Genomic DNA, 26,021 nt, shown 5'->3' with positions numbered 1-26,021 from the left:
GAAGCACCATGGCTTTGCCGTTCTGGTGCTACAACAGTGAGCACCGCGGTTGTGGACGCGGTGCAATTCCGTGAGGTGTTGCCCTATTGGCGCAGCACCTCAACCTTACGCGGCTTGCCACTGCACAAGCCGCGCTCCGCTTCACCTTTTATCAAAACATATATGTTACGAAAGCATTGGAAGGTCGTCTGATTCCTTATGGGATGAAGAAGGGCCTTCCTTTTTTTTCGAATTTGTGTCAAAAATATAACCTATCCAAACGAAGGAGAGTTTCCTATGAATAAATGCTACTGCTTACCATAATTAAAGGTTCCGCTGAGTTACTAGGCATTCATATCCTATATAACCCTGCATATATTGAGCGGATTCGTGAGATTAAGGGCAGAACGTGGGAAGCCAAACAAAAAGTGTGGATCATCCCACACACCATAGCTGCTCTTCGGAATTCATGAATCAATTTGATCCTGATGACGTTCTGATTACCCCAGAGTTGTGGGTTGGAAATGACAATTTACAGCAATGGAAAGCTAGTAAGGCAAACCATCTATGGAGCAAAGAGCCGTTACAGAAGGCATTAAAGTTACGAGGATACAGCCGCAAAACGATTAATGCATATTGTAATCAGGTCGAACGTTTTCTGAGTAGCTTTCCCCTCAAAGGTACCGATGTGACTACTTCCAAAATTCAGACGTATTGTTTAGGTTTTCTTGAGCGAGGGATCTCCCATTCAAGCGTGAATCAGATGATTAGCGCGCTCCGCTTCTATTACAAACATGTACTCCATCACCCTACGGAAATCCAGTTTATTCGTCCCAAGAAGCAGACCAAGCTTCCGCAAGTAGAAAAGGAAGTCGTTCAATTGCTCAAATCCGTAACCAACCCTAAATATAAGGCCATATTGTTTCTAACCTATTCTTCTGGACTTCGTGGTAAGTGAAGTTGTGCGTTTGCGTTGCAGCGATCTTGATATTGAAAGGCAAACACTCATCGTGAGACAGGGAAAGGGGCAAAAGGATCGGAGAACGATCCTATCGAGTCTAGCGTGGGATATGGTGCAGAAATACGTCACTGAATATAGACCAACTCGTTGGCACTTTCCAGGGCAATCTTCTGATCGGCATCTTACCGAGCTTAGCGTGCAGAAGGTTTTTGAAGAAGCTAGACAACGCGCAGGCATTGTAAAAATGGTTAGTATTCATGTCTTGAGGCACTCTTTTGCTACTCATTTGTTGGAAAACGGAACAGACCTGCGCTAAATTAGGAACTACTTGGTCACACGAGTGCACGAACAACACAGCGACATACCCATGTTAGTACGAAAAATATTCAGCGTATTCAGAGCCCATTGGATCGTTTGGATTCGGGAGATTGAGTGCTTCAATAAATCTCCCTTTTTCACCAAATTCTTCTTCGCAAATAATACACCATAGGTTATCATATACGTAGTTCACATATCATGCAGGATGTGTGGTATTTACGAAGTACATAAATTAGATGTTATACGACAGAATCAAAAACAATAGAAAAGAGGATCATATGATCCTTTAAATGTTAGAGTTTTGCAATTCACTAAAGAGTTGTAAAGCGTCTTTGAAACCTTGTAAGTAGATACTTCTTTCTAAGATGGATTGATCGGGCAAAGCATCACGAAGTGTTTTAAAGTATTGATCTGTCTCCGCAGAAAGCTGATTGTATTCCGTATGACATTCCAGAAGCTCCGCAGCAAGCTAGAAATCCTACATCGACAATTTAGCAACCTTCATTGAACGGAAAACACGCCTGTACACCGTGATTCAAATCTATCGATGGAGATTGCCTTTGGTGTAGCCGCTGCTCAGTATCTTGCTATAGCTTTTCAAACTGCTACAACAGACCGTGACAAGGAATTTGTCTGCTACGCGAACTTGGAGGAAACGCACGACGTACAGATCTATTTTGCCGACCCTTTCTCTTCCTGGCAACGAGGTTCAAATTAGGATGCAAACGGCTTACTTTGTGAGTTTTTTCCCAAGGGCACAGACTTTACTCAAATATTAGATGCAGCATTGGATCGTTCGCTTCATTTAATCAACCATCGCCCTCGGAAATGTCTGGGCTGGAAAACCGCCCACGAATCTTTCACAGAGGAACTGTCGCACTTGGTTTGACAATCTATCACATAAAAATGGTGGGTGAAATTAATGCAAATAAGATAAAGATGGATAAAATTTACAATTAAATCCGGTTCGAGGAAACAAAAAAAACTGGTGGCGTATGCAGGATCTGTAAGTATCAAAAACCCGACATAAATTGCGGGTTTTTGATACTTTATTGTTGGGAGATGAAAGGCGCTACCCAGTAAATTCCTGAACCCATGTGTTGTTATAATAAGCAATACCGATATGAGTATAACTATTATTCAGTATATTTGCTTTGTGGCCAGGGCTATTCATCCACTCCTTCATAACCTGAGTAGGGGTGGTTTGCCCTTTTGCGATGTTTTCTCCAGCGGTATTATATGTGATTCCGAATTCCTTCATCATATCGAAGGGGGATCCATGTGTTGGCGAATTATGATCAAAGTAACTGTTGTTGTACATGTCCTGTGCCTTGACCATAGCCACATTTGACAATTCTTCATTCCTACTCAAGGAACTTAATCCTGTTTTGGCCCTTTCTTGATTGACTAGATCCAGAACCTGCTGCTCAAAATCGGTTTTATCCGTAGTATTTTTTTTACCTTCCTGTACTTGTCCTGTTGGCTCCTTATTTTCAGGATTTCCTGCAGGTGCCTGGTTTACTGGATTTCCATCCGGTGTTCGAACCAGATCCAACAAATCCAATGGAATTCCATTTTGGGCTTCTTTTGTTGTAATAGATCTCTCTTGCCAAGATGTAGCGGTTGATGATGCCTGTGTGAGGACAGAGTTTGGTGCAGCAGCATGATCATGAGTTGAAATTTGTTTTTGCTCAGGAGTCACTTGTTTTTGCATCATATTGTTATGGGACGAACAGCCTGCCACCAATAATAATATTATTAAAACGAAAAACTTTGCCATTTGCCGACCTCCTAAATCCGTTAGTTAATGAAGTTCCCGGATTTATGTTTTCCTGTATGCCATTTACTTATCCAGTACTTTTTTATGATCGATACCATTTAGATAGCCTTGTCTTTTTTTGTGTCTCGAGGAAAGCGTGTTGCGAATGGTTATGGATAAAGAAGGCCATATCGGGTCATAAATGCATCACGGGATGAATGTTATCTAGTTCAATGGGATTCCTGATGATTGGAGTATTTCGATGGATAATTGGGAGAATCTATTTCAAACTAATAGACAATTTTATAGAATATAAACCATATGCTGCATCATATAAAACAAACTGAAAGCAAATATTTGATCATTCGATGAAGTCAGCAACTGCGTTTAACACAGTATTCAAGCTGTAGGGCTATCGTCCCTTGATTGACAGATGTATAATGATGGAAGAAATATCAGTCAACAAACGCCCCAGCCTAAGATAAGAGCTATCTAAGGCCGGGGCGTTTCGTGAATACAAGAAAGTTATGAGAAATCATCGTAAATAAATTACAAGATAGGAACTGTATAATGCTACTCATTATATACAGTTATGGCTAAGTGCTTGAAATATCGTTTTAACTAATCTTATGAGGTGGTTATTATGCAAATAAGAAAAGCAACGATGAATGATGCAGAAGGCATTGCAAAAGTTCATGTGGATAGTTGGAGAACAACTTACAAAGGTATTATTCCAGATGAATTCTTATATAATCTATCATATAAAAAAAGAACTGAATTATGGATCGAAAATATTGAAAGAGAAGATAATTTTGTAGTTATAGCAGAAAACCCAGAAGGAGAAATTATTGGATTTGCAGATTCTTGGAAGAGAGAAACAAATATAGTAGCCAATTCTAGTGATTTAACATCTATATACATACTTAAGGAATATCACGGAAGAGGTTTAGGGAAAGGATTACTTAAACAACTATTTCTACAATTTAAATTCTTAGGCTATCAAAAGATATTTGTTAAAGTTCTAGAAGATAATAAGACACGATATTTCTATGAACATTATGGAGCTAAATTATGTAAATCAATTCAAATAATAATTGGAGGAAAAGTTCTAAATGAATTAATTTATGAATGGGATAACATTGATGAGGTTTTAGCGAAATTCAGTAGAACGGAAGCGGACTCAGGCGACAACCACTGAGAGGCTAGGTCCTGACGGACCCAGTCGCTACGTTCCTTTGAGCCTCTCAGATTCGTGAATACAGCAACGTTATCTAAAATCAGGACAAATATGTAATATCAAAATCTAGGAGTGTGATTCGACTTGGAGAACTCAAATTTAAAAGATCTTATTGAAAAATACCTGAGCGCATATAACACGTTTAACATTGATGGAATGATAGGAGTTTTGAATGAAAATATTTATTTTCGAAACGTTTCTAAAGGTGAAGTGAATTCGGAAACAAAGGGGATTCAGGAATTTCGCACATTAGCAGAGCAGTCAATTCAGGTATTTTCTCAAAGGCGTCAAGTAATAAAGAACATTATTTTCGCAGGAGATAAAGCAGAGGTTGACATTGATTATGAGGGAATATTGTCCAGTGATCTCCCTAATGGAATGAAGGCAGGAGAAACATTAAAACTTCAAGGGAAATCAATATTTCAAATGAAAGATAAGAAGTTAATACTGATTGAAGATCATAGTTGAAACAGTATTGAAAGTTATTCATAGATTACCCTGAAATCAGATAACAATATATTCACCGCATCGGGCATACGCCAAGTGTCATGAATACACAACGTTAGTCGAAAGAAGTTCTTATTTTAGGAGGAGTCTATATGATATTAGAAAAAGTTATAAATAGAATTGTAATACAAAATGAATATAAGGATTTTGTTGATAAGTATGTAGATCTTATACTTAGCGAATTTAAAGGTAAGATTCATAGCATTTATATGTGTGGCTCGATTCCCAAAGGAACTGCTAAACCTTTTAAGTCAGATGCAGACTTTACTATTGTATGTGTAAATCCCAAAGATGTTGATTACGAAAGATTGTCAAATATTAAAGACAGGCTTTTGGAAAAATATCCAGTGTTAACTAAGATTGATACGACCATTTGTTCGATTGACGATGTATTAAGTAAACCAAATGAGTGGGGTTTTTGGGTTAAGATCATTTGTGTTTGCCTATATGGTGATGACATTGGTGAAAAAGTACCTCCGATAGTTATTTCTCCTGAGTTCATATTAGACTTAAATACAGAGACCAAGGAGGAAGTAGATCGTATACATCGTTTACTTTCTAGTGCTAGTGATAACACAATGAAAACTAGATATATTAAAGGTTACTCTAAGAGATTAATTCGTGCATTATACTCTTTGGTTTTAGAAGAAACAGGCGTATGGCAAGATGACTTTATTAAGATGAAGAATGCCATATTAGACTATTGTGATATTGACTCCGCTTTAGTTGATTATCTGTATGCTTGTTACTTGGATAGTAATGTACTTGTTGAAGAGTTTTTGGGAATTGCAGATGAAGTATATAGCTATTTTGAGAACGCTTTAAATGCAATGGCTGCTTCCAGAGCTTCCTTCGAATAACAAAATATTGACGATCCGGATCACTCTGAGAAGCGAATGACCACATTTAGCCCCCTAAGCCCGTCGAGACGTCACTGCACTAGGTGTTCGGCAAGCCTCACAACTATAAGCAGCGACTCTAAGGGGCCAGGACGTCGTCAATACAAAACGTTAAGTGAAATTCCGGAGATCTAGTTCCAATTGAGTATGAATGTATTAGGAGGGAAGGATGATGAATAATGGTATGGCATCATGGCAAGAACTGAAAATAGATTATGAAATTAATCAAATATCTCCCAATATATCAACTAGACTAGAAGATATTGAACGTATCCCTACGCGGCTTGGAATAAAAATACTCACTATCCTTATTGAATGGGCTTGCCAGCCACAAAATACCCACCCAATTGAAATAGCGAGGAAAAAGATTAAAACAATTCCTTCTGATTGGCTAATAGAACATCTTCCTAATGTAGCTAAAACAGCAATTTGTCTTGACGATGAATGGGAGTATCGTAGGTTGTTAGAGCTACTTTCAGAGGCAATTCCAAAATTACTAGATTGGGGAATTGAATTGGGAATTAATTCTAAAAATGAAGAAATTAAAGAGGCAGCAAATGACTATAAAGAAAAATAACAGTTTGTAGAGTGCAATGAAATGATTCAAACAAGGTTTGAAATGGAGGCCACAGAATGGACCTAAAGACGTACCTGGCAGAGCATTTCCCAAACCTGACCTTAGAACCGCCTCTTTTCTATAATTGGGATGTTGCAATACGATTCGAACTTGGCAATCCTCTGATGTTTGGAATAAATAAGGAGCATTACTTGGAACGAGTTTATCATCGATCGCTTGAATTATTTAAGGCTCTTCATGATCAAGAAGATGAAGTCCTATTAATAACTCAAGTTTATTTTGCAGATAAGCCTAAACACAAAGTGAAGAAGTTGAACCTATACAGGAAATATATCAAGAAGAAAGAGCCGATTAGAGCCTTGAGACTTGAGATACTTCCAGATTTGGATTGTGAACCGGATGAAACCCCAGATCCAAGGAACAACATGTATAGGTACTGGACTAAATGTAGAATTGAAGACTTGAAATATCGTCAGTTAATCAAAGCTATATGTAATCATGATGTTGGCATTAAGCCAACGATCTATCATAGGGTGTATTTCATTAATATAAGTAAGAAAACGATATTTCATATCTATGATGATAGAGGTTGCGATGTTATTTCACCATCAAGAGAAGCGCTAACGGATATCTATAAAGAATATAACGATTGGATTCTAGATTATGATCGAGAACGTATTAACAACGTATTTCTGGGATAGTGCGAAGTATTAGTCTACGTGGGTGATTGTGGTAAGTCATTTCAGTAAACAAATCAGTCTAAGTCAGTTGTCATGAAATCCAAGAAAGTTATATGCAATCGCGATATATGTTAAAATTACAGAAAGTAGAACTAACTCAATAACAGGAGGTAGAACACATGAAGTGGCAAGAAGTTAGAGAACTGTTCCCTGACCAGTTTGTTTTGGTTTCTATCATTCATTATCATGAGGAAGACAACAAAAAAATAGTAGATGAAGTTGCACCAATTCGTACCGTATCCGAACAAGATGCGAATAAAGAGTTTTTTCAAGTAGAGCCTGGTAACATCGTGTATCATACTTCGAATCAAGACTTTGTGATCAACCTCCGCAGAGATCCATTAATGTAATTATAGATACAGGCTCTTCACATACGATCATTAGTCCTGATGTACTAGAGGAAATCGGTGTGACCTATGAAACCGGAGATTCAATATATGAAGCATACGGGATTGGAGGAAGTATTCCTTTCTACACCAAAGTCATGGACAGGATTGAAATAGGAACAAACAGCATTCAGAATATAGAAATAGATGTAGGCATATTGCCTAAAGAACATAAAGGGCTTCTCGGATTGGATATTCTGAAACAACAAAATTTTATTATTGATCTGAAAACATTAGAATTACATAATTGAAAATAAAATTTTATCAATGAACGAGTCCTATTTATAATGAGCATCAGATAAAAAGATACATATACAAGTGAAGTTCACCTAACAATTTTTGTTAGGTTTTTTGTTCTAGAGCCTGTCCGCTTTTCAACAGTTGAATTAAGCTCTTTTGGAGATATGGCTGATGTTAAAGCAAACAGGGATGGCAGCATGAAAGAAGGCTTCTACAATCATTCGCATCCCATTCAACCTTATATATATTCAGCGTATTCACCAGATTACAGTCAGACAGTGGGAACCTAAATTGAATGTATGGATCATCCCCTAAACCATCTCTGCTGTCCGATTGGCATTGAGTGGACGGCGAGGAATTCATCAAATCGCTCGGCCATCTAGGAATTAAGGGAAAAAGGGCAGTCTCGGGGGAAGTGTTGATAGTATAACAGAACTCGTATCGCAGCTTGTTTAATTGACGCCAAAATATTACAATATTATGATATGATCATTGCTAAACATGAATTTTGGCTCCAAATAAAGAGAGCAAGGGGAGGTGCTGTAATGCCAAAATTAAAAGATATCGCAGAACGTGTAGGCGTATCCATATCAACGGTTTCGCGTGCGATCAGCAATGATACCAATCGACCGGTCAATGAAGGGACAAAGCGAAAAATTAGGGAAGCTGCTCTTGAGTTGGGATACAATTTGGATGAATCCTCCAAATCCATTGGCAAAGAGATTACCTCAGCCAAACGGATAGCCTGTATCGTGCCACAGATTTTGATGGATGACCATCCGTACTTTTCACAGGTACTGACAGGTTTTCACGTTAAAATGACGGAACTGGGGCTGCCTCCAGCCATTGTCCGCACTTGCGAAGAACTTAGTGACACCGAACGGATAAAAATGATGCTTCAGGAAACGGGTACTCAAGGTATAGTCGCAATCAGCTGGTACGATGAAAAATTGTTTGAGCTGCTTGAGCAAGAGAATATCACTGTACTGGGTGTGAGTCTCAATGATGAAAGGCTTACTGTACCGGTCGTTGACTGTGACCGAATATTTTCTGCTCGCACAGCAGTCCGTCATTTGATCGAGCAAGGCCATACCCGGATTGGGTTTATTGGTGGCCCCGCATATTCGGAACAAATAGAGAGCGAAGAAAGGTATGTCGGTTATAAATTTGCCATGCTGGAAGCAAACCTGAATCTGAATGAACATTGGATTATCAACACCAACTGGAATGTGAATCTCAGCTACAGCAAACTGACGGATCTCCTGACCGAGACGCCCAAGTCTGATTGGCCGACGGCCATTTTTTGTGCAAGTGATATGCTCGCTATTCCTGCGATGCGGGCAGTTGTTGAACAAAATGGTCGTATTCCTCAAGATATCGCATTCGTGGGCATGGATAATATCTCTATGGCGCAGTATACGACACCACCTCTGACGTCCGTACAAGTTCCAAAATATGAAATCGGCAAAGTAGCAGCACAATTAATTAACGATTATCTGGAAGGACGTTATTCATCTCTCCATAAAGTTTTGTTGCCCAGCACCCTTATTGTGAGGGAATCATCTGTTTATGATCGTACAAATCATACAAATGACTAGTTAGTTGTGTGATATTATATTACATATGAATACAGATGACTGTCATATAAAACCTACGAGGAATGCATCCGCGTGGGTTTTTTCTTGTTTTCTTAGCCAAAAGTAATCCAAATAAAACCAAAAAAATGTTTGACAATCGTCCATGGGCTATATTATGATGTATGAAATTAAGCGTTTGGCGTTATTTTTTGTGTTTTTGGATTTAGCCAGAAACTAAGATTATATGTTAAACCAAATTAATGATTGCGCTTTTATCCCCTTTAAATCAATGTTTATATAAAATATACAAGAAACCTCTAAAACTCTTATAACCTATTATCCAAACTGATACCTTCCCATTTACATATAATATATTCCAAACTAGCACCAAATATATATCCAAATATATATCCAAAAAAACAAATCCCCTTGCGTTAGATAATTAACTCATTTATTAACGTTATCCACTCACTTTGTGTAATAACTTCTAACATATAAGTACTTTAAATCAAATCTCAGAAATCAAAGAAGATCAGAAATCAAAAAAAGAAAGGTGGGAACTGCTTCGAGCAGCGTAAGGACGCTGGTGGTTTAACACAAAGACATTTTGCCAGGCAGAATTGTAGTGACGATTCCAGGGGGGATGTTCATGGCCAATACAACTGTACAACCTGCAATGAATGCAGTACATGAAAAGAAGAGAAGAAGACGTCAAAAGTGGAACCCGATTTTACGAAATTGGCAGCTTTATTTGTTAATCTCACCAGTTGTTGCTTATTACATTGTCTTTCAGTACTTGCCGATGTATGGCATTCAAATCGCGTTTAAGGATTTCATTGCAACGAAGGGAATCTGGGGAAGCCCCTGGGTCGGTTTTGAACATTTTGAACGTTTTTTTCACAGTTATTTCTTCTGGAGATTAATTAAAAATACGCTTGGACTTGGGTTGTACAGCTTGGCAGTAGGTTTTCCAGTCCCTATCATTTTGGCGCTTCTGATGAATGAGGTAAGGGCGGAAAAGTTTAAAAAATTTGTTCAGACCATTACCTATGCGCCGCACTTCCTATCAACTGTCGTGGTCGTAGGCATGATGATGATGTTTTTATCGCCGCGATACGGAATCATTAATCACTTCATTGGTATGTTTGGCGGTAATCCCATTAATTTCTTGTCTGAGCCTTCCTGGTTCAAGACCTTGTTTGTGATGTCGGATGTATGGCAGACCATGGGCTGGAGCTCGATTATTTATTTGGCGGCATTAGCCGGCGTGGACTCTCAGCTTCATGAAGCAGCGCGTGTGGATGGGGCAACCCGGTTGCAGCGTATATGGCATATTAATATACCGAGTATTATGCCGACAATTATCATTTTGTTCATTTTAAACATCGGAAGCATCATGGGTATTGGTTTCGAGAAAGTCCTGCTGATGCAGAACACACTGAATTTAGAAACCTCGGACATTATCTCTACCTACGTTTACCGGAGTGGGATACAAGATGCTGAATACAGCTTCTCGGCGGCGATTGGTCTGTTTAACTCCATAATCAATTTCATCTTATTAGTTACTGTTAACCAGATCTCAAAACGAATGAGTGAAACGAGCCTATGGTAAGGGAGTTGCTGATGCATGCTTGTTGAATCTAGAGGAGATCGTATTTTTAATATAATTAACCATTTTTTGTTAATTATAATTACGCTCATTGTTATCTACCCGCTTGTTTTTGTGTTAAGTGCTTCGTTCAGCGATCCGCAGGCCGTCCTGCGTGGTGAAATGTTCCTATGGCCTAAGGGGATCAATTTCCATTCTTACGAGAAGATTTTTCAGAACAAAGATATCCTCAGAGGTTATACCAATACACTGATTTATACGTCAGTGGGGACGCTGATTAATCTCGTCATGACGATTCTGGCGGCATATCCGCTATCCCGAAAGGATTTTATAGGCCGCAATGCTATCATGGCCCTGTTTGTTTTCACGATGTTCTTCAGTGGCGGATTAATTCCAACCTATATGTTAATCAAAAACCTTGGCATGTTAAACACATTTTGGGTCATGATCATTCCGAATGCCGTTTCGATCTGGAACATCATCATTATGCGGACATTCTTCCAGCAATCGATTCCAAATGAGTTGCATGAGGCGGCGACGATTGATGGCTGCTCTAATATTCAAACGTTAACCCGGATTATCCTGCCATTATCCATGCCCATAATAGCGGTGACGATTCTGTTCTATGCTGTTGGGCACTGGAACTCCTTCTTTAACGCAATGTTGTATCTGTCAGACAAGGACAAGTTTCCACTTCAACTCATTTTGCGGGAAATTCTGATTCAAGGGCAGACGAACGATATGGTCAAAATGTCAACCGAGTCTGCAATTAAGCAGCAAAGGGAAGTGGAGGGCATCAAATATGCTGTACTCGTCGTTGCCAATATACCGGTGCTCCTGCTTTATCCTTTCCTGCAAAGATATTTTGTTAAAGGCGTAATGATTGGTGCCATTAAAGGATGATTCCTTGTATGGATAACGATGGGACAAAGGGAGGAATAAGAATGACACTCAAAAAGTGGGGGAGTATCGCTCTGGTTTGTATGATGTCCGTTTCGATGCTGGCCGGGTGCAATTCTAAGGATGCTGATTCGGGAAGTAGCAAGGATAAAGGAGCTGCCAATGGCAAAGTCAATGCGAGCGGATTTCCGATCGTAAATGACACCATTACAGTAAGCGGATTTGCCGGAAAGTTTTTTGCCAATGCAGACTGGAACGATCTTAGACTCTGGAAAGAGTATGAGAAGATGTCCAATGTTCATATCCAGTGGGATACGGTGCAGAAGGATAATTTGAAGGAAAAACGCAATCTCCTGCTGGCAGGCGGCGCTTACCCAGAGCTGTTCTACGCCTCGGCGTTTTCCAGATCGGATCTGCTGAAATACGGCAAGCAAGGTGCATTCATTCCTCTGAATGATCTGATCGACCAATACGCGCCTAACTTTAAGGCACTAATGAAGAAGTATCCGGTTATTGGCAAAGGGATTACGATGCCGGATGGTAACATATATGGGCTGCCAACCTTGTATGATCCGGAATTCAAGTCGGTTCTGTACGGGACACCTTGGGTGAAGCAAGAGTGGCTTGATAAATTAGGTATGCAGGAACCGCAGACATTAGATGACTTCTATACTATGTTGAAAGCTTTTAAAGAAAAGGACCCGAACGGCAACGGGCAGAAGGACGAGATAGCCTGGGGCGGTGTGGGGACGGCTGGTGTGGTGAACTACCTGAGAGGTTCATTTGGGTTGAATAATCATGGAACCTCCAACATTAACATTGATACAGATCCTCAGACGGATAAAGTACGCTTTATTCCAACCGATCCCCAGTACAAGGAGCTGCTACAATTCGTGAATAAGCTCTACAAGGACGGATTGCTCGAGCAGGATATTGTATCTGTTAAGAGTACGGAAGTGGATGCTAAAGGTATGGAAGGCCTGATCGGAGTCGTTGATAATGTCGATCCGGTTGCGATATACAATCAGCAAGGTTATGTTGGCATGCCAGTACTGAAGGGTCCTCATGGCGATCAGACATACAACGCCTATGGTTCTCCACTCGGTAATATCGGGATGTTCGTACTGACAGATAAAGCCCAAAACCCAGAGGCGATGATCCGCTGGATGGATTATTTCTACAGCGATGAGGGCATCAAAACGTTCTTCATGGGCTGGAAAGATGAGACGTATAAAGAAGACGCAGACGGTAACGTAGATTATGTCGATAATATTAAAAACAACCCGGATGGCCTTAATCTGGACCAGGCGGTAGGTCAATACCTGATCTGGCCGGGTGGATACTACCCTGGTTTTGTGAAGCAGAAATACTTCAAGGGTGCTGAAGGTCTGCCAACTTCGGTGGATAATGCGAAAAAAGCAGAGTCTCACATCTTACCACAAGATCAAATATGGCCTCCATTTAATTTCACGCAGGAAGAGCAGCGGGATCTGACCACTTTCCAGACAGATATTGAAACGTATGTAGATGAAATGCGTGACAAATTCATTACTGGAAATGAATCCTTTGACAATTGGGATCAGTATGTGGCAGCTCTCCAAAAGATGGGCGTAGAACGATATGTAGCCATCTATCAATCAGCAGCAGACCGTTATACCCAAGCGGATTAGAAGGTTCATCCGTAGATTTCAGATCATAAAGGAGTGAACAAATATGAGTCAACTGAAAGCAGTCCTGATTGGAGCAGGTGCGAGGGGAGCGGGTGGCTATGCACCCTATGCACTTGATTATCCGCATGAGCTTACCTTCATTGCGGTTGCCGAAGCCGATCCAGTGAGAAGAGCAAGATTTGCTGAGAAGCACGGGATTCCGCCGGAACACTGTTATGAGACTTGGGAGCCCCTGTTGGCTGAACCTAAGCTGGCTGATATTGCGGTTATTTGTACACAGGACAGAATGCATTATGGCCCAACGATGCAGGCTTTAGATAAGAAGTATCATGTTATGCTGGAGAAGCCGATGTCTCCTGATCCGAAGGAATGTCTTGAGATGGAACAAGCGGCCAGAGATAATGACCGGCTGCTGACGATCTGCCATGTGCTGCGGTACACACCGTTCTGGAATACAATCAAGAAGGTGATACAAGAAGGGCGTATCGGAGAAATTGTCTCCATTCAGTTGAATGAGAATGTGGGTTACTGGCATATTGCCCACAGCTTCGTGCGGGGAAATTGGAACAATTCCAACACATCCAGCCCGATGATCCTGTCCAAGTCATGCCATGATATGGACGTATTATCCTGGCTCGTGGATCAGCCTTGCCTTAAGGTCAGTTCGTTCGGATCTCTTAAACATTTTCATGAAGGCAATGCACCGGAAGGTTCCGCTGACCGATGCTTGGATTGTGCTGTAGAACCAACCTGTGCGTATTCTGCACCAAGATTTTATTTGAGTGACCAATTCAGGGGTTGGGCAGGACATTTTACACAGGAGCTGACAAAGCCGAATATCATAGAGGGCTTGCGTGATACCGATTACGGCCGGTGTGTATACCGGAGTGACAATAATGTGGTAGATCATCAGGTTGTGAATATGGAATTTGAAGGAGGAGCTACGGCCATGTTCAGTATGTGCGGCTTTACATTTGAGCAGGAACGTAGAATCCAGATCATGGGGACGAAAGGAGAACTTCGTGGTGAGGAAGATCAAATTACGGTGTACGACTTTTTGACACATCAAAAAACAGAAATCACAATCCCTTCTCAAACCAGTGGCCATGGTGGGGGAGATAGCGGCATTGTGAGGAATTTTCTGAATGAGGTGCGTCACTATAACGGTCAGGAAAGCCTGACATCGGCTGCGGCTTCCGTCCGGAGCCATCTGATCGCATTCGCAGCTGAAAAGTCGCGGCTGAACGGGGGCGAGTCTATCGATCTGAATGAATATGCCCGTCAGCTTATGGTGAAGGAAGAGCTATCTAAATAATCAGCAGTGTATCGATAAGCTGCCCCTCAAGGTATGAATATATTTTGAGGGACGGCTTTTTTTGTTCGTTTGGAATTCGAGAGTTTTCTTCACGGACCTTCAATACCATCACATCCACTAAGATAAACGGGAATCGGCTGTCGACTTAGGGCCAGTTATTCCATGACCCTACCAGGGGGGCTAACTGTAAGGAGAGGTCTGACACAATAGACTTGGAAAACGCCATGCCACAGAAGTTCGCCGGTAAGCTGAGTGACTTTGCGAATTACTTCTTGTGTAATATACTTAGTATACTAATATTATGATGTCAGGGTGGTTTTGTGGAATTGCATTTATACGAGCAGATATATGTCTCTATTGTACAAGAGATTAAAGAAGGTCGATTAAAAGAAGGAGACCGAGTCTCTTCTGAAAAAGAGTTGGCTGAAAAATTTGGCGTCAGTCGTATTACATCTAAAAAGGCTTTGGAGAAATTGGCAGATTCTGGGGTTATTAAACGGATACAAGGAAAAGGTTCATATGTGGCCGATGGTATAATTGGAGGACAAGAACCGAAGCACTATTCAGAGGTAAAAACGACCTTGGTGCCTGAGGATGATAAGCGGTTGATCGGTTTTATTATACCGAATTTTTCTGACGAGTTTGGCCTACAACTTCTTAGATCGATGGAAAAGCGGAGTGCTGAGCATAATTATCAACTCATTATTAAACGAACTTGCGGGGATCGGGATGAGGAAAAACGCGCGATCGACTTATTTATTGGTTTGGGCATCAAAGGATTAATCGTGACCCCCATTCATGGTCAACACTATAATTCGGAGCTGCTTCGACTTGTATTAGATCGGTTTCCAATCGTTTTGGTCGATAGATATCTAAAAGGAATTCCGGTTTGTTCGGTATACACAGACAATAAGAAAGCAGCCATGGATCTTACGCGTCATCTGATTAGCAAAGGTCATAAAAAAATTGCCTTTTTATCTCCGCCGGAAGAGAACACTTCAACATTGGAGGAAAGGCTGCTCGGATATACGTTTGCCTTCACTCAAGAAGGAATGAACTTGAACAAAGATTATGTATTAACGAACTTGAAGGGCACCCTTCCTATGAACATAAACGGGACAGCGATTAATAGTGATAAAGAAACAGTAAAGCATTTTTTAAAACAACACCCTGATGTAAAGGCGTTTGTCGCGTCGGAATTTCTAATAGCTACCATGCTGGCTCAAGTCATCCACTCCATGGGGAAATCTTTGGAGGAATTCGAGATTGTTTGTTTCGACTCCCTGAACGATCACTTGGGTCAACCCATCTTCACACATATTAAGCAGGATGAGAATCAGATGGGTGAATTGGCAGTGGATATGCTAATCTCTCAGTTGCATGGAACAGCAGTTCCCGAGCTGAACATCATTGAACATCGTATGGTCGTGAAAAATAACAGGTAGGGTTAATACAAGCGCAGCTCAACAAAAGCAAGCATATTGTTCAAGGTGTCGAAAAGTCCCCGGGGGCTTATCGGCACCTTTTTTGATATCAGAAATAAAACTTTGAAGCATGGACTTTCCTGACCTGATATCGCAAGAAAAACTTCTTCTAGAGGCGGTCTGTCTTCTGTGAAGTATGTCGTAATATTGCAATTGACATGCTTCGTGATGTCATATTAATATACTGAGTATAATTAGTATAGCCAGTAGGATTCTTATAACAAATTCACTTTGTTCATCATTTTTTGATTTTAATAGTTCATATCACCAGTCTTGTTAGCGCTTACATAAAATGTGGATTGATCAGAAAATGGAGTGGATTCTATAGGAATTCAAGTTAAACTAATTAATTTAACTTAAGGGGGACTTTGAATGAGGAGATCCAAAAAATTCGCATTTCCAATTCTTGTTTACTTTCTGGCTATGTCACTACTTGTAACCGCTTGCTCAACGAAGGGAGACTCAAGTGATCAGGCCGGAGAGGGGAATACAACGGTTACGATGTGGCATGGTCTTACCTCCATTGATTTAGATAATTTGAATAAAGTCGTGAAGGCATTTGAAGAGAAAAACCCTACCATCAAAATGAAATTGGTTTATACAGAATCCAGTGAGGGATCCGATCAGAAGCTGCTGACTGCAGTCGCTGGCGGCAATCCTCCTGACGTTGCACTTTTCGACCGTTTTAAGGTCGGTACTTGGGCTGCGCAAGATTCTCTGACTGACTTATCCTCGATGGCAGCAGAATCTGGAATTCTTAAGGAAATGTATTATCCATTTGCTTGGGAGGAGTCCAGTTATCAAGGAAAGCTTTATGCAATGCCGATGGATACGGACTCTCGCCTGTTATTTTACAATAAGGATCATTTCAAAGAAGTAGGGCTGGATCCCAACAAACCACCACAAACGATCGCCGAGCTTGAAGCTGCCGCCGAAAAGTTAACCATCAAGGAAGGTAAACGTTTCAAACGGATCGGGTTCATCCCATGGTATTCGCAAGGATGGCTGTATACTTGGGGATGGGCATTTGGAGGAGAATTCCAGGACGCTGCCACTGGCAAAATTACCGCAAATGATCCTAAAGTCGTTGAAGCCCTACAATGGATGACCGACTTTGGCAAAAAATACAATGTCGAGGATATTGCCGGATTCACAAGCGCAGCTGGCACGGAGGAAATGGATCCGTTCATTTCCGGTCAAGTCAGCATGAAGATAAGTGGAAACTTTACGGTGAAGGGTATCGAAAAATTTAAGCCGGATTTAAATTACGGTGTTGCACCAATACCGACCCCAACAGGTGCTAATTTTACGACATGGTCGGGAGGCGGGTCCGCTATTATCCCTAAAGGCGCCAAGAACGTCGCTGCTGCTTGGAAATTCCTCGAATTCTTAGGGAAAGAAGAGGGGCAAACGTTATTAAACGCTGACTCTCAAATTTCCGTTATCGATTCGGTTAACGACAAGTACGGTTACAAGGACGATCCGATTATGAAGGAATTTATTAATATTTTGCCCAATTCACACAACCGCCCGGTTATTCCTGAAGGACAGCTGTTGTGGAATGAGTTAGCTTCCGCTACGGAAAAGGCTACCCGCGGTAACGGTACTCCGAAAGAGAACCTGGATAGAGTAACAGAGACTATTAATAAGGCTTTAGAAAAATACGACAAATAGGGTGCTTGGTAGGCAGGGAGAGAACTCTCTCTCCTTGCCTATTAATGAATGACAATTGGAAGGAGAATGCAAATGGCGAAACTGGCCGATTCAGTTCAAGTAAACGCAATTCCATCGGCAAGGAAACGAGCACTCCACAGAACTAACGTGATTGGGTGGCTGTTTGCTTCACCTTGGGCTATAGGGCTGCTATGCTTTTATGCAATTCCGATGCTAATGTCCATCTACTTCAGCTTCACTACTTACAGCATTCTGCAGCCTGGTGAATTTGTCGGAATGAGTAATTATAAAGATCTTTTCCATGATCCTCTGTTTTGGAAATCCATATACAACACGCTTTATTTCACCGTATTTTTTGTTCCATTAAGTATATTTTTCGGTGTGGCACTCGCTATGATGTTGAATATGAAGGTCAAGGGGATGGCTATATTCAGAACGATCTTTTTCTTGCCTACACTTGTTCCACAAGTGGCATTGGCTGTTCTGTGGATGTGGTTGTTACATCCAAACTTTGGATTGGTGAACGGGATGTTAGCGAATATCGGTATCGATGGGCCTTCTTGGCTTGGTGGTGAGTCGTGGTCAAAGCCTTCGCTCATCTTGATGTCGCTTTGGGGTATTGGGCAAGCTGTTGTCATCTACCTTGCTGGATTAGGAGATATCCCTGATGAGTACTATGAAGCAGCACAAATCGATGGAGCTAACTGGTTTCAGAAAACGAGAAAGGTAACCCTGCCTTTGCTCACTCCCGTTATTTTCTACAACCTTGTCATGGGAATGATCGGTGCATTTCAACAGTTTACTCTTCCCTATACGTTGACCAAAGGGCAAGGAACTCCTGCAAATTCCATGACTTTTTACGTCATGTATTTATATGAGAATGGATTCAGGTATTTCAAAATGGGTTATGCCTCCGCAATGGCCTGGATCTTATTTATTATCGTTATGGCATTAACCGGAATTATTTTTATTACGTCTAAACGCTGGGTTCATTATCAAGGGAAATAAGGAGGAGGAAGTAAGGGATGAATCCTACCGCTATCAAAAGAATCAATCGTGCGTTAGCCTATGTATGTCTAATTGTTGCTTCTGCATTTTTCATTATTCCGTTCATTTGGCTGCTTTCCACATCTCTTAAACCACTCACACAAATCTTTACATTCCCACCAGAGTGGATTCCGCATCCAATTCTGTGGAGTAATTATTCCCGTGCCGTTGAGTATATCCCTTTCTGGACATATCTGAAAAACACGGCGATTATAACAATCGTTAGTACGCTGGGTGTGATCATATCCTGTCCCTTGGTTGCCTATAGTTTTGCCAAGTTAGAGTACCGTGGGAGAGGTATACTTTTTTTTGTGACCCTTGCTGTGATGATGATTCCCGGACAGGTGACGATGATTCCTCTATTCCTGCTGTTTACTAAATTAGGTTGGGTAGGAACATCTCTTCCACTGATTGTACCTCAATTTTTTGGAGTGCCCATTTACATTTTTCTATTGCGACAGTTTTTCATGGGACTGCCTGATGCCCTCCGCGAAGCGGCCCGCTTAGACGGTGCTAGTGAGTTCCGCATATATTTACAGATCATGTTTCCACTAGCCAAATCCGCCGTTTTGGCCGTGGCATTGTTTCAATTTATGGGGAGCTGGACTGATTTCATGGGCCCCTTGCTCTATTTAACCAATGAACCATCTTACACGGTTTCGCTCGGATTGCAGCAATTTCAGAGTCAAAAGGGATCCGAATGGGGTCTATTAATGGCGGTATCCACCTTGATGACATTACCTATTATTGTTTTGTTCTTTTTTCTTCAAAAGACGTTTATTAGCGGCATTACATTTAGCGGTATAAAAGGTTGAACAATCATACAGGGCGGAATAGATAGCCTTATTATAAATTGTAATATCAAAAGAAACCGTTCCTTGGTAAATGGGTGTGTAAGCAACCATATACCAAAAGAGACGGTTTCTTTGTACATTCAACATATTATGAACTAACTTTACTTGCCAACCAATGAAAAAAAGAAAGTATTTCTATTATACGATTGTATTTTTTATTATCCAAAAATGGATGGTGAAGAGTAACTGTTTGGAGTTGTTTCGACTCAAATTAATCATGTTATAGCTGGTGGTCTGCTATTCTACTTGCTGTATATTATACTTCTCCATGACAGAGTTACGAAATGTTTCGTATTCTGATAACGCTTGTGCAGTGGAGGATTGAGGTACACTATATTGAGTTATCCCTTCCAAGCTGAATTTTCCCAAGTTATCATTGATTAATCCATAATCACCAAAGGAGTTTTTCATTAAGAAAAGCACACTTCTATCACCCTTCTGTAGTTCCATATAGTCATTGGTTGTATATTTGACGTCTCCTTCCAGACTGACGGGTTCGATGATCGTTAATTCGTTCTGATCTGAAGGGAAATCTTCGGGTTTCTTCAATATTTTTTCGATCTTGATGTTCGTGTTAGTGTGAAAGGATTGCATGGTCCCATCATCAAATGCAGTTATGATATGCTCGCGATCTTTGAAATTTTCTGTTGCATAGCCAATGACGATCAATTCAGCGAATGCATCCAGCTTATCTATTTCATGAAATGTTAGGGAGTTTGCTGAAAGGTTGACGACATTATGAATGGGCTTCTCCGGTTTTGATTGACCGTTCATATATGCTAATGTACCTATGGAGAAAGCTAAGAATAACAATACAAAGGTTAGTATTAATTTATTTTTGAAAAGAGACATGATCTCACCCACTCCGTGAATTTGAGTTCCTTGCAAGGATTTTGCTGCATTTCTACTATACACATAACTGAAAATTATTGTAAATTAATTATACAAATATTATAAAATGTAATTATTGAATTCAAAATTCAATAACTCAAGGTAACAGTGGAAGGGATTGATTCCAATGACATTACAAAATTTGTTTCATGAAAAACCAACGAAACTATGGAACGAGAGAATGGTTAAATACGGATATGAGATTTTCACAGAAGAGAGATTAGGTTTAACAAAATGAATGAGGCCCAAGATTATTTTATTGAGATGATGGAACGTTAAGAATTGGCTGATTTTATCGACAAGGCGGCTAGGCTTGCAGGGTTGGAGATCCAGGAGGATGGAGAGAGTGGTAATTCGGCCGAGCCGAAGCGTTTTTTTATTTTATAGATAAGGGTGATAGATATGGAACGAGGACTCATTATATTTTTGAACGGAACATCAAGTTCGGGGAAAACAAGCATCGCGATGGAAATGAAGAATCAGGGGGACATTCCGTTTCATCATCTATCTGTAGATCAATTTCTTCATAATTATGATCAATTCATCGACACTACATATCCAGATATGAAACCAACAAGAGAAGTGGAACACCATGTGATGACAGATATCCTGTTCGACCCCATCAATTCGTTGTACTATGCAACCATTAAACTGTTTTCGGAAATGGGTTTGAATGTCATCGTGGATACGGTCATCAGCAATGACAAGTGGTTTAATGGTTTTTATGATTTACTATCGGATTATCCAATATTGTTTGTAGGCGTGCAGTGCTCCAAAGAAGAACTTACCAGAAGAGAGCAGACCAGGGGAGATCGTGAGATTGGACTGGCCCATTCCCAATTCGACTACATATACTCCTATGATGAATATGATCTGGAAGTGAATACGGAAGAGCTTAGCTCAGCTGCATGTGCAGAAAAGATATTAAGTTATATGAATTCCGAGCAGGAATACGCGGCATTTAAGAAGTTAAGTAGAAGAGACTGAAGTAGAAGAGACTGAAGTAGATTAGTAAATTAAACGATTAAAGATTATCATTGGAAAAATCCGAAAGAATTGAAAGGTTGTCTGATTCCCCATGGGAAGAAGGAGGGCCTTTCTTTTTTTGCACAGTTGAAATGGGGAAAATTTTATGAATCCAGAAGATGATATCCAACACATGTTACAGGCAATCATTGAGAAAACACAATCCATCATCAACGACAGTCGTAAGCGATCTTTCGGCTCTTTGGAGTATTTCTTGGAACATGTTCTAGTGTATCGAGATAAACAGCAATACATGTCTAACGAGTGGCATATCCGCACACCGCGCTGGCTAGGGGAGTATGGAAATACGCTGGAGGAAGAAGAGCTTCTTTCAGACATTTACCGACTGCAAGCGTATATCGCTGAGAAATTAAAGGGCGGATAAGCGGCTGATGATGTCGCATTAGTCCGGCTCAAATGTCGCAAAAGTACATGGTAACGCGATGCGGAGATCGTTTATACTCTCTTTATGTTTCGATAATGAAAATCATTATCAGTATTATACATAAGGGGGATTCATCATGATTCAAGGAACAAAGGGGCAGGCTGCCGGAAGCAAGGCATATGCTGCTCGCAAATCACGATTATTCATGGGCTTGATGTTAGCCCTTATTCTTGTCCTGACGGCTTGCGGTGCCGGAACAAGTACAGATAGCGGCAAGCCGTCTGCGGCAACGCCAGCGGAGACACCTGCGAATGAAGGAACTCAGACGGACGGAGCTTTTCCCGTAACGATCAAACACATGAAGGGCGAGCTGACCCTAAATGAAAAACCAAAGAAAATTGCTGTGCTTGATGTCAAATTCCTGGATCAAATGTTAGCCGTTGGCGAGAAGCCGGCTGGCAGTGTTATCGCTGGAGGAAACACTGATTTTCCAGAATACTTAGGCGATCAACCGAGTGATGTACAGGTTCTGGGTACACGGGACGAGCCTAATCTGGAAGCAATTGTAGCCTTGGACCCGGATCTGATTATCATGACGGACTTCCAGGAGAAGCAGTATGAGAGTGTAAGCAAAATTGCACCTACCCTTGTCCTCGACTTCTACGAAGATTGGCATGATACGTTAGCTACGGTCGCCAAGATTACAGACAAGCAGGACGAGGCAGAGAAAGTGCGCACGGCGTATGAGGAAAAAGTTGCTGGAATGAAGACCAAGCTGGCGGAGAAGCTGGGTGATGAGACGGTAGCGCTGATTCGTCCGCGTAAAGAAGGCATTCGTGTTCATGGGATTGAGCATCGTACAGGTGTTATTCTGTATCAGGATCTGGGCTTGAATATGCCTGCACTGGTTGAGGGAATCAAGGATGATACTTCTGTTGAAATCTCAATGGAGAAGGTGCCTGAGATTGGCGCAGATCGTTATTTTGTACTGTCAGATGAACTGTTTGCGGCAGAAGCTGAGGCTATGGTAAGTAATCCTGTATGGAAGTCCCTTGATGCTGTGAAAAATAACCGCACGTATGACGTAAACTCAACACTTTGGATCGCATATTACGGACCTCTTGCTATTAATCTTATTGTAGATCAGGCATCGGAAGCCCTGCTCGGATCGAATTAATATGACCCATTATCTCTCGACAGACTTATGGAAAGAGACAGTGAAGGATCATTCGATTTTGCTTGGTGAGCCGCCTGAACATAGTGTCCGTACCATTGCTTTAAGTGAACTGCATGACGAAGCGGCATGCCGAGAGTATATCAGCTGGTTTCAGGAGTACATCGATGCGCCTGATATGAAAGTTGCCGCTTCCATGTTAGCCAAACGGATCGGTTATCTGTGGACGGCTCCGCTGGTGACCGCGATGACTTTTCATCATCAGCATGTCTCGTTTCAGCTGGAGAACAGCTTTCTCTATCATCCGGCGCTCTCAGATCATAAGGGCGGCACACGATTTCCTTTTCTAGCGGTGAATGGACTTCAGGCTGAAGGACTAGCGGGAGACAGGGCAGTATGGCGGGAAAAGGTGGTCGAGGAGATGTTTGCGGTACAGCTTACACCGCTGTTAAAGATGCTTGCTGTGATTGCTCCACTTTCAATGAGTATCCTTTGGGAGAATATCATGGTACGCATTGGCCGCCTATACACAACGGATGAAAACGAGACGGAGCAGGAAAGAGGGCAAATTCAGGCAGACTTTGCCTATCTGACGCAGGTGGCATCCGGGCAGATTTTTGGCGTGAGAAAGAATCCCTTAACTCGCTTCACCGAATGCAAAGACAATGGCTACGTTGCCAAAAGCGAGCGGATCACCTGTTGTTTTTATTATCAGATGTCAGGGGAATATTGCAGAAAATGTCCGAAAATTGACAATGAGAATAAATCTCAATTAAAATGACAACAGCAACCATTTTACCTTTGCTATTGTCAGGAGATGAGAGAAATGCCGCTGCAAGAACAGACAAGTCTATGGAGTGATACGACGATCAAGATGCTCGACGGGTATAGCGGTACTTTGCAGACAGGCAGTGTTCTTAGCGAAACAGAAATAACTTCAAATGTGTTGCTGCTGGCATGCGGAGGGGAAGGGGAGCTTGCAATGAATGGTGAGGTTTGCCACATTGGAGCTTCTTTTGCCTGTCATGTGGTGGAGGGCACATCCTTCACGCTGACCGCCAGATCAGACGAACTTTATTATATCGTGATCATGTACAAGGCTTCTTCCATGGAAGGAGCCTCTCATGTTATACGCTCGTATCGCAAACACCCACTGCAAACTTCGTTTATTCAGAATCCGGTGACCCAAGCGGAATGGATCGAGAATGCGGAAAAAATCGTTGCCAAATGGCGTCGTGGCGAAGGGCTGGAACGTTTTCATGCCAATGCGTTGCTCCAGGTGATGATCTACGAACTGATCATGGAGTATGAATGTGGTCAAGGCGGAGCAGAGTCCGACATGGTGGATGTTGTCGTGTCATATATATCATCGCATTATCGTCAGAATCTGGAGCTTAAAGAGCTGGCAGCCCTCGCTGGGTGCAGTGTAAGACAGTTGCAGCGACGATTCAAACAAGAGAAGCAGCTCGGACCGATGGAGTACGTCATCCAGCTACGCATGGAGAATGCATCGCGGATGCTGCATCATACGGATGCTCCCATTGGGGAAATTGCTGACAAAATGGGCTACCGTGACATGTATTATTTCAGTAGGGCGTTTAAGAAATATTATGGCGTTCCTCCGCTGCGTTATCGGCTTGCTGCCGCTTCGGAAACAGATGCAAACTATGCTCATTCCTTGCTGCGGAATCGATTGGCTTCTTCGTATGAGTCAGCCCAAGGCCCGGTGATCTGCCATATGCGAGGAGAGTATACTGTCACCGAGTTACCGCAACGTATCGCTGTACTTGATGTCCAGTATGCCGATCATTTGATTGCGCTTGGGTTGTCTCCAGCGGGAAGTGTAGGAGTAGGAAGTGCAACGTTCCATTTCCCGCAATATATCAGGGCAGGACTTCAAACTACCGAATTGCTCGGAACGTATGAGTACCCTGATCTGCTTGCTGTGGAACGACTGTCTCCAGATCTGATTATTTGCACTGAGGTGCATGATCAGCACGTTGAACGGTTAAGCCGGATCGCTCCAGTGATTATGTTCAAGCGTAATGAGAGCTGGCAGAACATCCTGAGTCTGTTCGGTGAACTGACAGGCAAGCGGGCAGAGGCCAAGCGTATACTTGCGGATTATCATCGACGTACTGCTTTGCTGTCCGAAGAACTGGCTCCAGTACTGGCAGGTAAAAGTGTGGCATTGATTCGTCCGCTGGACTCTCTCGTTCGGGTTCACTCTGCCGCTCATCGTACAGGTGCTGTGTTGTACCGTGATCTGGGTCTGCCTGTTCCGTTATTTGTATCCGATACCGCTGACACAGCCTATCATATCTCGGTTGATAGATTAACGGCTGTACAAGCCAGTCACTACTTTTTGCTCAGTAATGAGCTTATGCAGGATGGGATATCCGCGACAGAACAGCGTGTGTGGGGGTTGCTGGATACGGGTGAGCGACAGCAAATACATTCCGTAGATGCTGCGACATGGATCGGCTGTTATGGACCGACAGGCATTAATGGCATTGTGGATCAGATTGAACAGGCGTTGTTGGCTTGAGGGGTTATGATTTTTTTGTTGTTCGTAAAACGGCAAGGTAGCTCTTTGATACGGCGCATCGTAAATCATATTATAACTTATTGAAATTGCTTGCAGATTTAATATTGACGGTAATTGCAATTTAGCCTCACGTAATGTAAAATTACTTGATGGAAAAAACATGAAGGAGTGGGAGTATGAGGTGGAAACGGAAGACTTACATTCAGTCGACTTGCGTAATTTCATATTTTCATTCCATTAGGACACTAAAGCATTTATTGCTTT

The 26,021-nt window shown here is 41.7% G+C and carries 25 protein-coding genes and 3 pseudogenes; 24 read left to right on the top strand and 4 right to left on the bottom strand.

The features are described 5' to 3' along the window. The first annotated feature begins 388 nt into the window (after window positions 1-388). Together BUA17_RS15870 and BUA17_RS31715 are read left to right on the top strand one after the other, a co-directional pair. Window positions 389-937: a tyrosine-type recombinase/integrase gene (locus BUA17_RS15870; protein WP_139295671.1), complete on the top strand. Its 549-nt coding sequence runs from the start codon at window positions 389-391 to the stop codon at window positions 935-937. Continuing rightward, window positions 927-1,256 (top strand): tyrosine-type recombinase/integrase, encoded by a 330-nt coding sequence (locus BUA17_RS31715; RefSeq protein WP_348537077.1) that lies wholly within the window; start codon window positions 927-929, stop codon window positions 1,254-1,256. Before BUA17_RS15870 ends, BUA17_RS31715 begins: the two co-directional genes overlap by 11 nt. Window positions 1,257-1,544: 288 nt before the next feature. On the opposite strand, the pseudogene BUA17_RS31710 reads toward BUA17_RS31715, so the two are convergent. Continuing rightward, window positions 1,545-1,727: pseudogene (locus BUA17_RS31710) on the bottom strand (hypothetical protein); the annotation flags it as partial. 195 nt (window positions 1,728-1,922) lie between these two features. Between BUA17_RS31710 and BUA17_RS31980 the strand changes: the two are divergent. Next, window positions 1,923-2,147: pseudogene (locus tag BUA17_RS31980) on the top strand (IS30 family transposase); the annotation flags it as partial. A 183-nt stretch (window positions 2,148-2,330) separates the two neighbouring features. On the opposite strand, the gene BUA17_RS15850 reads toward BUA17_RS31980, so the two are convergent. Further along, window positions 2,331-3,038 carry a CAP domain-containing protein gene (locus BUA17_RS15850; RefSeq protein WP_072734226.1) on the bottom strand — a complete coding sequence of 236 codons (708 nt, stop codon included), beginning with the start codon at window positions 3,036-3,038 and terminating at the stop codon, window positions 2,331-2,333. Between the two features lie 622 nt (window positions 3,039-3,660). On the opposite strand from BUA17_RS15850, the gene BUA17_RS15845 reads away from it, so the two are divergent. From BUA17_RS15845 to BUA17_RS15790, 12 genes are all read left to right on the top strand, one after another. After that, complete coding sequence (locus BUA17_RS15845; protein WP_072734225.1) at window positions 3,661-4,215, top strand: GNAT family N-acetyltransferase; 555 nt, start codon at window positions 3,661-3,663, stop codon at window positions 4,213-4,215. A 123-nt stretch (window positions 4,216-4,338) separates the two neighbouring features. Further along, the gene (locus BUA17_RS15840; protein WP_072734224.1) at window positions 4,339-4,722 is read left to right on the top strand and encodes a nuclear transport factor 2 family protein; all 384 of its coding nucleotides are present in this window, start codon (window positions 4,339-4,341) and stop codon (window positions 4,720-4,722) included. A 131-nt stretch (window positions 4,723-4,853) separates the two neighbouring features. Then, the gene (locus BUA17_RS15835; protein ID WP_072734223.1) at window positions 4,854-5,621 is read left to right on the top strand and encodes a nucleotidyltransferase domain-containing protein; all 768 of its coding nucleotides are present in this window, start codon (window positions 4,854-4,856) and stop codon (window positions 5,619-5,621) included. A 208-nt stretch (window positions 5,622-5,829) separates the two neighbouring features. Further along, the gene (locus BUA17_RS15830; RefSeq protein ID WP_139295670.1) at window positions 5,830-6,237 is read left to right on the top strand and encodes a hypothetical protein; all 408 of its coding nucleotides are present in this window, start codon (window positions 5,830-5,832) and stop codon (window positions 6,235-6,237) included. Between the two features lie 56 nt (window positions 6,238-6,293). Further along, complete coding sequence (locus BUA17_RS15825; protein WP_063563998.1) at window positions 6,294-6,938, top strand: DUF3885 domain-containing protein; 645 nt, start codon at window positions 6,294-6,296, stop codon at window positions 6,936-6,938. A gap of 158 nt (window positions 6,939-7,096) precedes the next feature. Then, the gene (locus BUA17_RS15820) at window positions 7,097-7,327 is read left to right on the top strand and encodes a hypothetical protein (RefSeq protein WP_063563999.1); all 231 of its coding nucleotides are present in this window, start codon (window positions 7,097-7,099) and stop codon (window positions 7,325-7,327) included. Continuing rightward, window positions 7,318-7,614, top strand: a complete 297-nt coding sequence (locus BUA17_RS15815) for an aspartyl protease family protein (RefSeq protein ID WP_348537079.1) — start codon at window positions 7,318-7,320, stop codon at window positions 7,612-7,614. The genes BUA17_RS15820 and BUA17_RS15815 overlap by 10 nt, the downstream gene beginning before the upstream one ends. 534 nt (window positions 7,615-8,148) lie before the next feature. Further along, window positions 8,149-9,201: a LacI family DNA-binding transcriptional regulator gene (locus tag BUA17_RS15810; RefSeq protein WP_072734222.1), complete on the top strand. Its 1,053-nt coding sequence runs from the start codon at window positions 8,149-8,151 to the stop codon at window positions 9,199-9,201. A 628-nt stretch (window positions 9,202-9,829) separates the two neighbouring features. After that, on the top strand, window positions 9,830-10,792 hold the full coding sequence (locus tag BUA17_RS15805) for an ABC transporter permease (RefSeq protein WP_083584731.1): 963 nt from the start codon (window positions 9,830-9,832) through the stop codon (window positions 10,790-10,792). A gap of 15 nt (window positions 10,793-10,807) precedes the next feature. Beyond that, a complete protein-coding gene (locus BUA17_RS15800) occupies window positions 10,808-11,692 on the top strand; it encodes a carbohydrate ABC transporter permease (RefSeq protein WP_064639811.1) in 885 nt (294 codons plus the stop codon). Between the two features lie 41 nt (window positions 11,693-11,733). Continuing rightward, window positions 11,734-13,359: a type 2 periplasmic-binding domain-containing protein gene (locus BUA17_RS15795; RefSeq protein ID WP_072734221.1), complete on the top strand. Its 1,626-nt coding sequence runs from the start codon at window positions 11,734-11,736 to the stop codon at window positions 13,357-13,359. Between the two features lie 43 nt (window positions 13,360-13,402). Further along, complete coding sequence (locus BUA17_RS15790; protein ID WP_072734220.1) at window positions 13,403-14,674, top strand: Gfo/Idh/MocA family protein; 1,272 nt, start codon at window positions 13,403-13,405, stop codon at window positions 14,672-14,674. An 85-nt stretch (window positions 14,675-14,759) separates the two neighbouring features. Here BUA17_RS15790 and BUA17_RS31700 read toward each other — a convergent pair. Then, window positions 14,760-14,937: pseudogene (locus BUA17_RS31700) on the bottom strand (transposase); the annotation flags it as partial. A 57-nt stretch (window positions 14,938-14,994) separates the two neighbouring features. Between BUA17_RS31700 and BUA17_RS15785 the strand changes: the two are divergent. The 4 genes from BUA17_RS15785 to BUA17_RS15770 all read left to right on the top strand — a co-directional run bounded on the left by BUA17_RS15785 (window position 14,995) and on the right by BUA17_RS15770 (window position 19,694). After that, a complete protein-coding gene (locus BUA17_RS15785; protein WP_072734219.1) occupies window positions 14,995-16,119 on the top strand; it encodes a GntR family transcriptional regulator in 1,125 nt (374 codons plus the stop codon). Between the two features lie 411 nt (window positions 16,120-16,530). Then, window positions 16,531-17,832 (top strand): ABC transporter substrate-binding protein, encoded by a 1,302-nt coding sequence (locus BUA17_RS15780; protein WP_072734218.1) that lies wholly within the window; start codon window positions 16,531-16,533, stop codon window positions 17,830-17,832. A 72-nt stretch (window positions 17,833-17,904) separates the two neighbouring features. Beyond that, window positions 17,905-18,840, top strand: a complete 936-nt coding sequence (locus BUA17_RS15775) for a carbohydrate ABC transporter permease (RefSeq protein WP_072734217.1) — start codon at window positions 17,905-17,907, stop codon at window positions 18,838-18,840. A gap of 17 nt (window positions 18,841-18,857) precedes the next feature. Further along, a complete protein-coding gene (locus BUA17_RS15770) occupies window positions 18,858-19,694 on the top strand; it encodes a carbohydrate ABC transporter permease (protein ID WP_072734216.1) in 837 nt (278 codons plus the stop codon). Between the two features lie 276 nt (window positions 19,695-19,970). Here the strand turns inward: BUA17_RS15770 and BUA17_RS15765 are convergent, their stop codons facing one another. Continuing rightward, window positions 19,971-20,585, bottom strand: a complete 615-nt coding sequence (locus BUA17_RS15765; RefSeq protein WP_072734215.1) for a hypothetical protein — start codon at window positions 20,583-20,585, stop codon at window positions 19,971-19,973. A gap of 441 nt (window positions 20,586-21,026) precedes the next feature. Between BUA17_RS15765 and BUA17_RS15755 the strand changes: the two genes are divergently transcribed. From BUA17_RS15755 to BUA17_RS15735, 5 genes are all read left to right on the top strand, one after another. Continuing rightward, window positions 21,027-21,611 (top strand): chloramphenicol phosphotransferase CPT family protein, encoded by a 585-nt coding sequence (locus tag BUA17_RS15755; RefSeq protein ID WP_072734214.1) that lies wholly within the window; start codon window positions 21,027-21,029, stop codon window positions 21,609-21,611. Window positions 21,612-21,756: 145 nt separating this feature from the next. Further along, the gene (locus tag BUA17_RS15750) at window positions 21,757-22,035 is read left to right on the top strand and encodes a hypothetical protein (protein ID WP_072734213.1); all 279 of its coding nucleotides are present in this window, start codon (window positions 21,757-21,759) and stop codon (window positions 22,033-22,035) included. Between the two features lie 136 nt (window positions 22,036-22,171). Continuing rightward, window positions 22,172-23,212 carry an ABC transporter substrate-binding protein gene (locus BUA17_RS15745; protein ID WP_072734212.1) on the top strand — a complete coding sequence of 347 codons (1,041 nt, stop codon included), beginning with the start codon at window positions 22,172-22,174 and terminating at the stop codon, window positions 23,210-23,212. Between the two features lies 1 nt (window position 23,213). After that, entirely contained in the window at window positions 23,214-23,990 is a 777-nt protein-coding gene (locus tag BUA17_RS15740; protein ID WP_072734211.1) for a (2Fe-2S)-binding protein, read from the top strand. A 45-nt stretch (window positions 23,991-24,035) separates the two neighbouring features. Next, complete coding sequence (locus tag BUA17_RS15735) at window positions 24,036-25,757, top strand: helix-turn-helix domain-containing protein (RefSeq protein WP_072734210.1); 1,722 nt, start codon at window positions 24,036-24,038, stop codon at window positions 25,755-25,757. Window positions 25,758-26,021: the final 264 nt, after the last annotated feature.

Source organism: Paenibacillus sp. ov031 (assembly GCF_900143165.1).
GTDB classification, from domain to species: domain Bacteria; phylum Bacillota; class Bacilli; order Paenibacillales; family Paenibacillaceae; genus Paenibacillus; species Paenibacillus marchantiae.
The sequence above is the reverse complement of the archived record's forward strand: the minus strand, read 5'-3'. Positions and strand labels throughout refer to the sequence as shown.

Coding starts and splice junctions, on each gene's coding strand:
- BUA17_RS15850 (WP_072734226.1), bottom strand. CDS start 3,038: ATGGCAAAGTTTTTCGTTTTAATAATATTATTATTGGTGGCAGGCTGT.
- BUA17_RS15845 (WP_072734225.1), top strand. CDS start 3,661: ATGCAAATAAGAAAAGCAACGATGAATGATGCAGAAGGCATTGCAAAA.
- BUA17_RS15835 (WP_072734223.1), top strand. CDS start 4,854: ATGATATTAGAAAAAGTTATAAATAGAATTGTAATACAAAATGAATAT.
- BUA17_RS15830 (WP_139295670.1), top strand. CDS start 5,830: ATGATGAATAATGGTATGGCATCATGGCAAGAACTGAAAATAGATTAT.
- BUA17_RS15825 (WP_063563998.1), top strand. CDS start 6,294: ATGGACCTAAAGACGTACCTGGCAGAGCATTTCCCAAACCTGACCTTA.
- BUA17_RS15820 (WP_063563999.1), top strand. CDS start 7,097: ATGAAGTGGCAAGAAGTTAGAGAACTGTTCCCTGACCAGTTTGTTTTG.
- BUA17_RS15810 (WP_072734222.1), top strand. CDS start 8,149: ATGCCAAAATTAAAAGATATCGCAGAACGTGTAGGCGTATCCATATCA.
- BUA17_RS15805 (WP_083584731.1), top strand. CDS start 9,830: ATGGCCAATACAACTGTACAACCTGCAATGAATGCAGTACATGAAAAG.
- BUA17_RS15800 (WP_064639811.1), top strand. CDS start 10,808: ATGCTTGTTGAATCTAGAGGAGATCGTATTTTTAATATAATTAACCAT.
- BUA17_RS15795 (WP_072734221.1), top strand. CDS start 11,734: ATGACACTCAAAAAGTGGGGGAGTATCGCTCTGGTTTGTATGATGTCC.
- BUA17_RS15790 (WP_072734220.1), top strand. CDS start 13,403: ATGAGTCAACTGAAAGCAGTCCTGATTGGAGCAGGTGCGAGGGGAGCG.
- BUA17_RS15780 (WP_072734218.1), top strand. CDS start 16,531: ATGAGGAGATCCAAAAAATTCGCATTTCCAATTCTTGTTTACTTTCTG.
- BUA17_RS15775 (WP_072734217.1), top strand. CDS start 17,905: ATGGCGAAACTGGCCGATTCAGTTCAAGTAAACGCAATTCCATCGGCA.
- BUA17_RS15770 (WP_072734216.1), top strand. CDS start 18,858: ATGAATCCTACCGCTATCAAAAGAATCAATCGTGCGTTAGCCTATGTA.
- BUA17_RS15765 (WP_072734215.1), bottom strand. CDS start 20,585: ATGTCTCTTTTCAAAAATAAATTAATACTAACCTTTGTATTGTTATTC.
- BUA17_RS15755 (WP_072734214.1), top strand. CDS start 21,027: ATGGAACGAGGACTCATTATATTTTTGAACGGAACATCAAGTTCGGGG.
- BUA17_RS15750 (WP_072734213.1), top strand. CDS start 21,757: ATGAATCCAGAAGATGATATCCAACACATGTTACAGGCAATCATTGAG.
- BUA17_RS15745 (WP_072734212.1), top strand. CDS start 22,172: ATGATTCAAGGAACAAAGGGGCAGGCTGCCGGAAGCAAGGCATATGCT.
- BUA17_RS15740 (WP_072734211.1), top strand. CDS start 23,214: ATGACCCATTATCTCTCGACAGACTTATGGAAAGAGACAGTGAAGGAT.
- BUA17_RS15735 (WP_072734210.1), top strand. CDS start 24,036: ATGCCGCTGCAAGAACAGACAAGTCTATGGAGTGATACGACGATCAAG.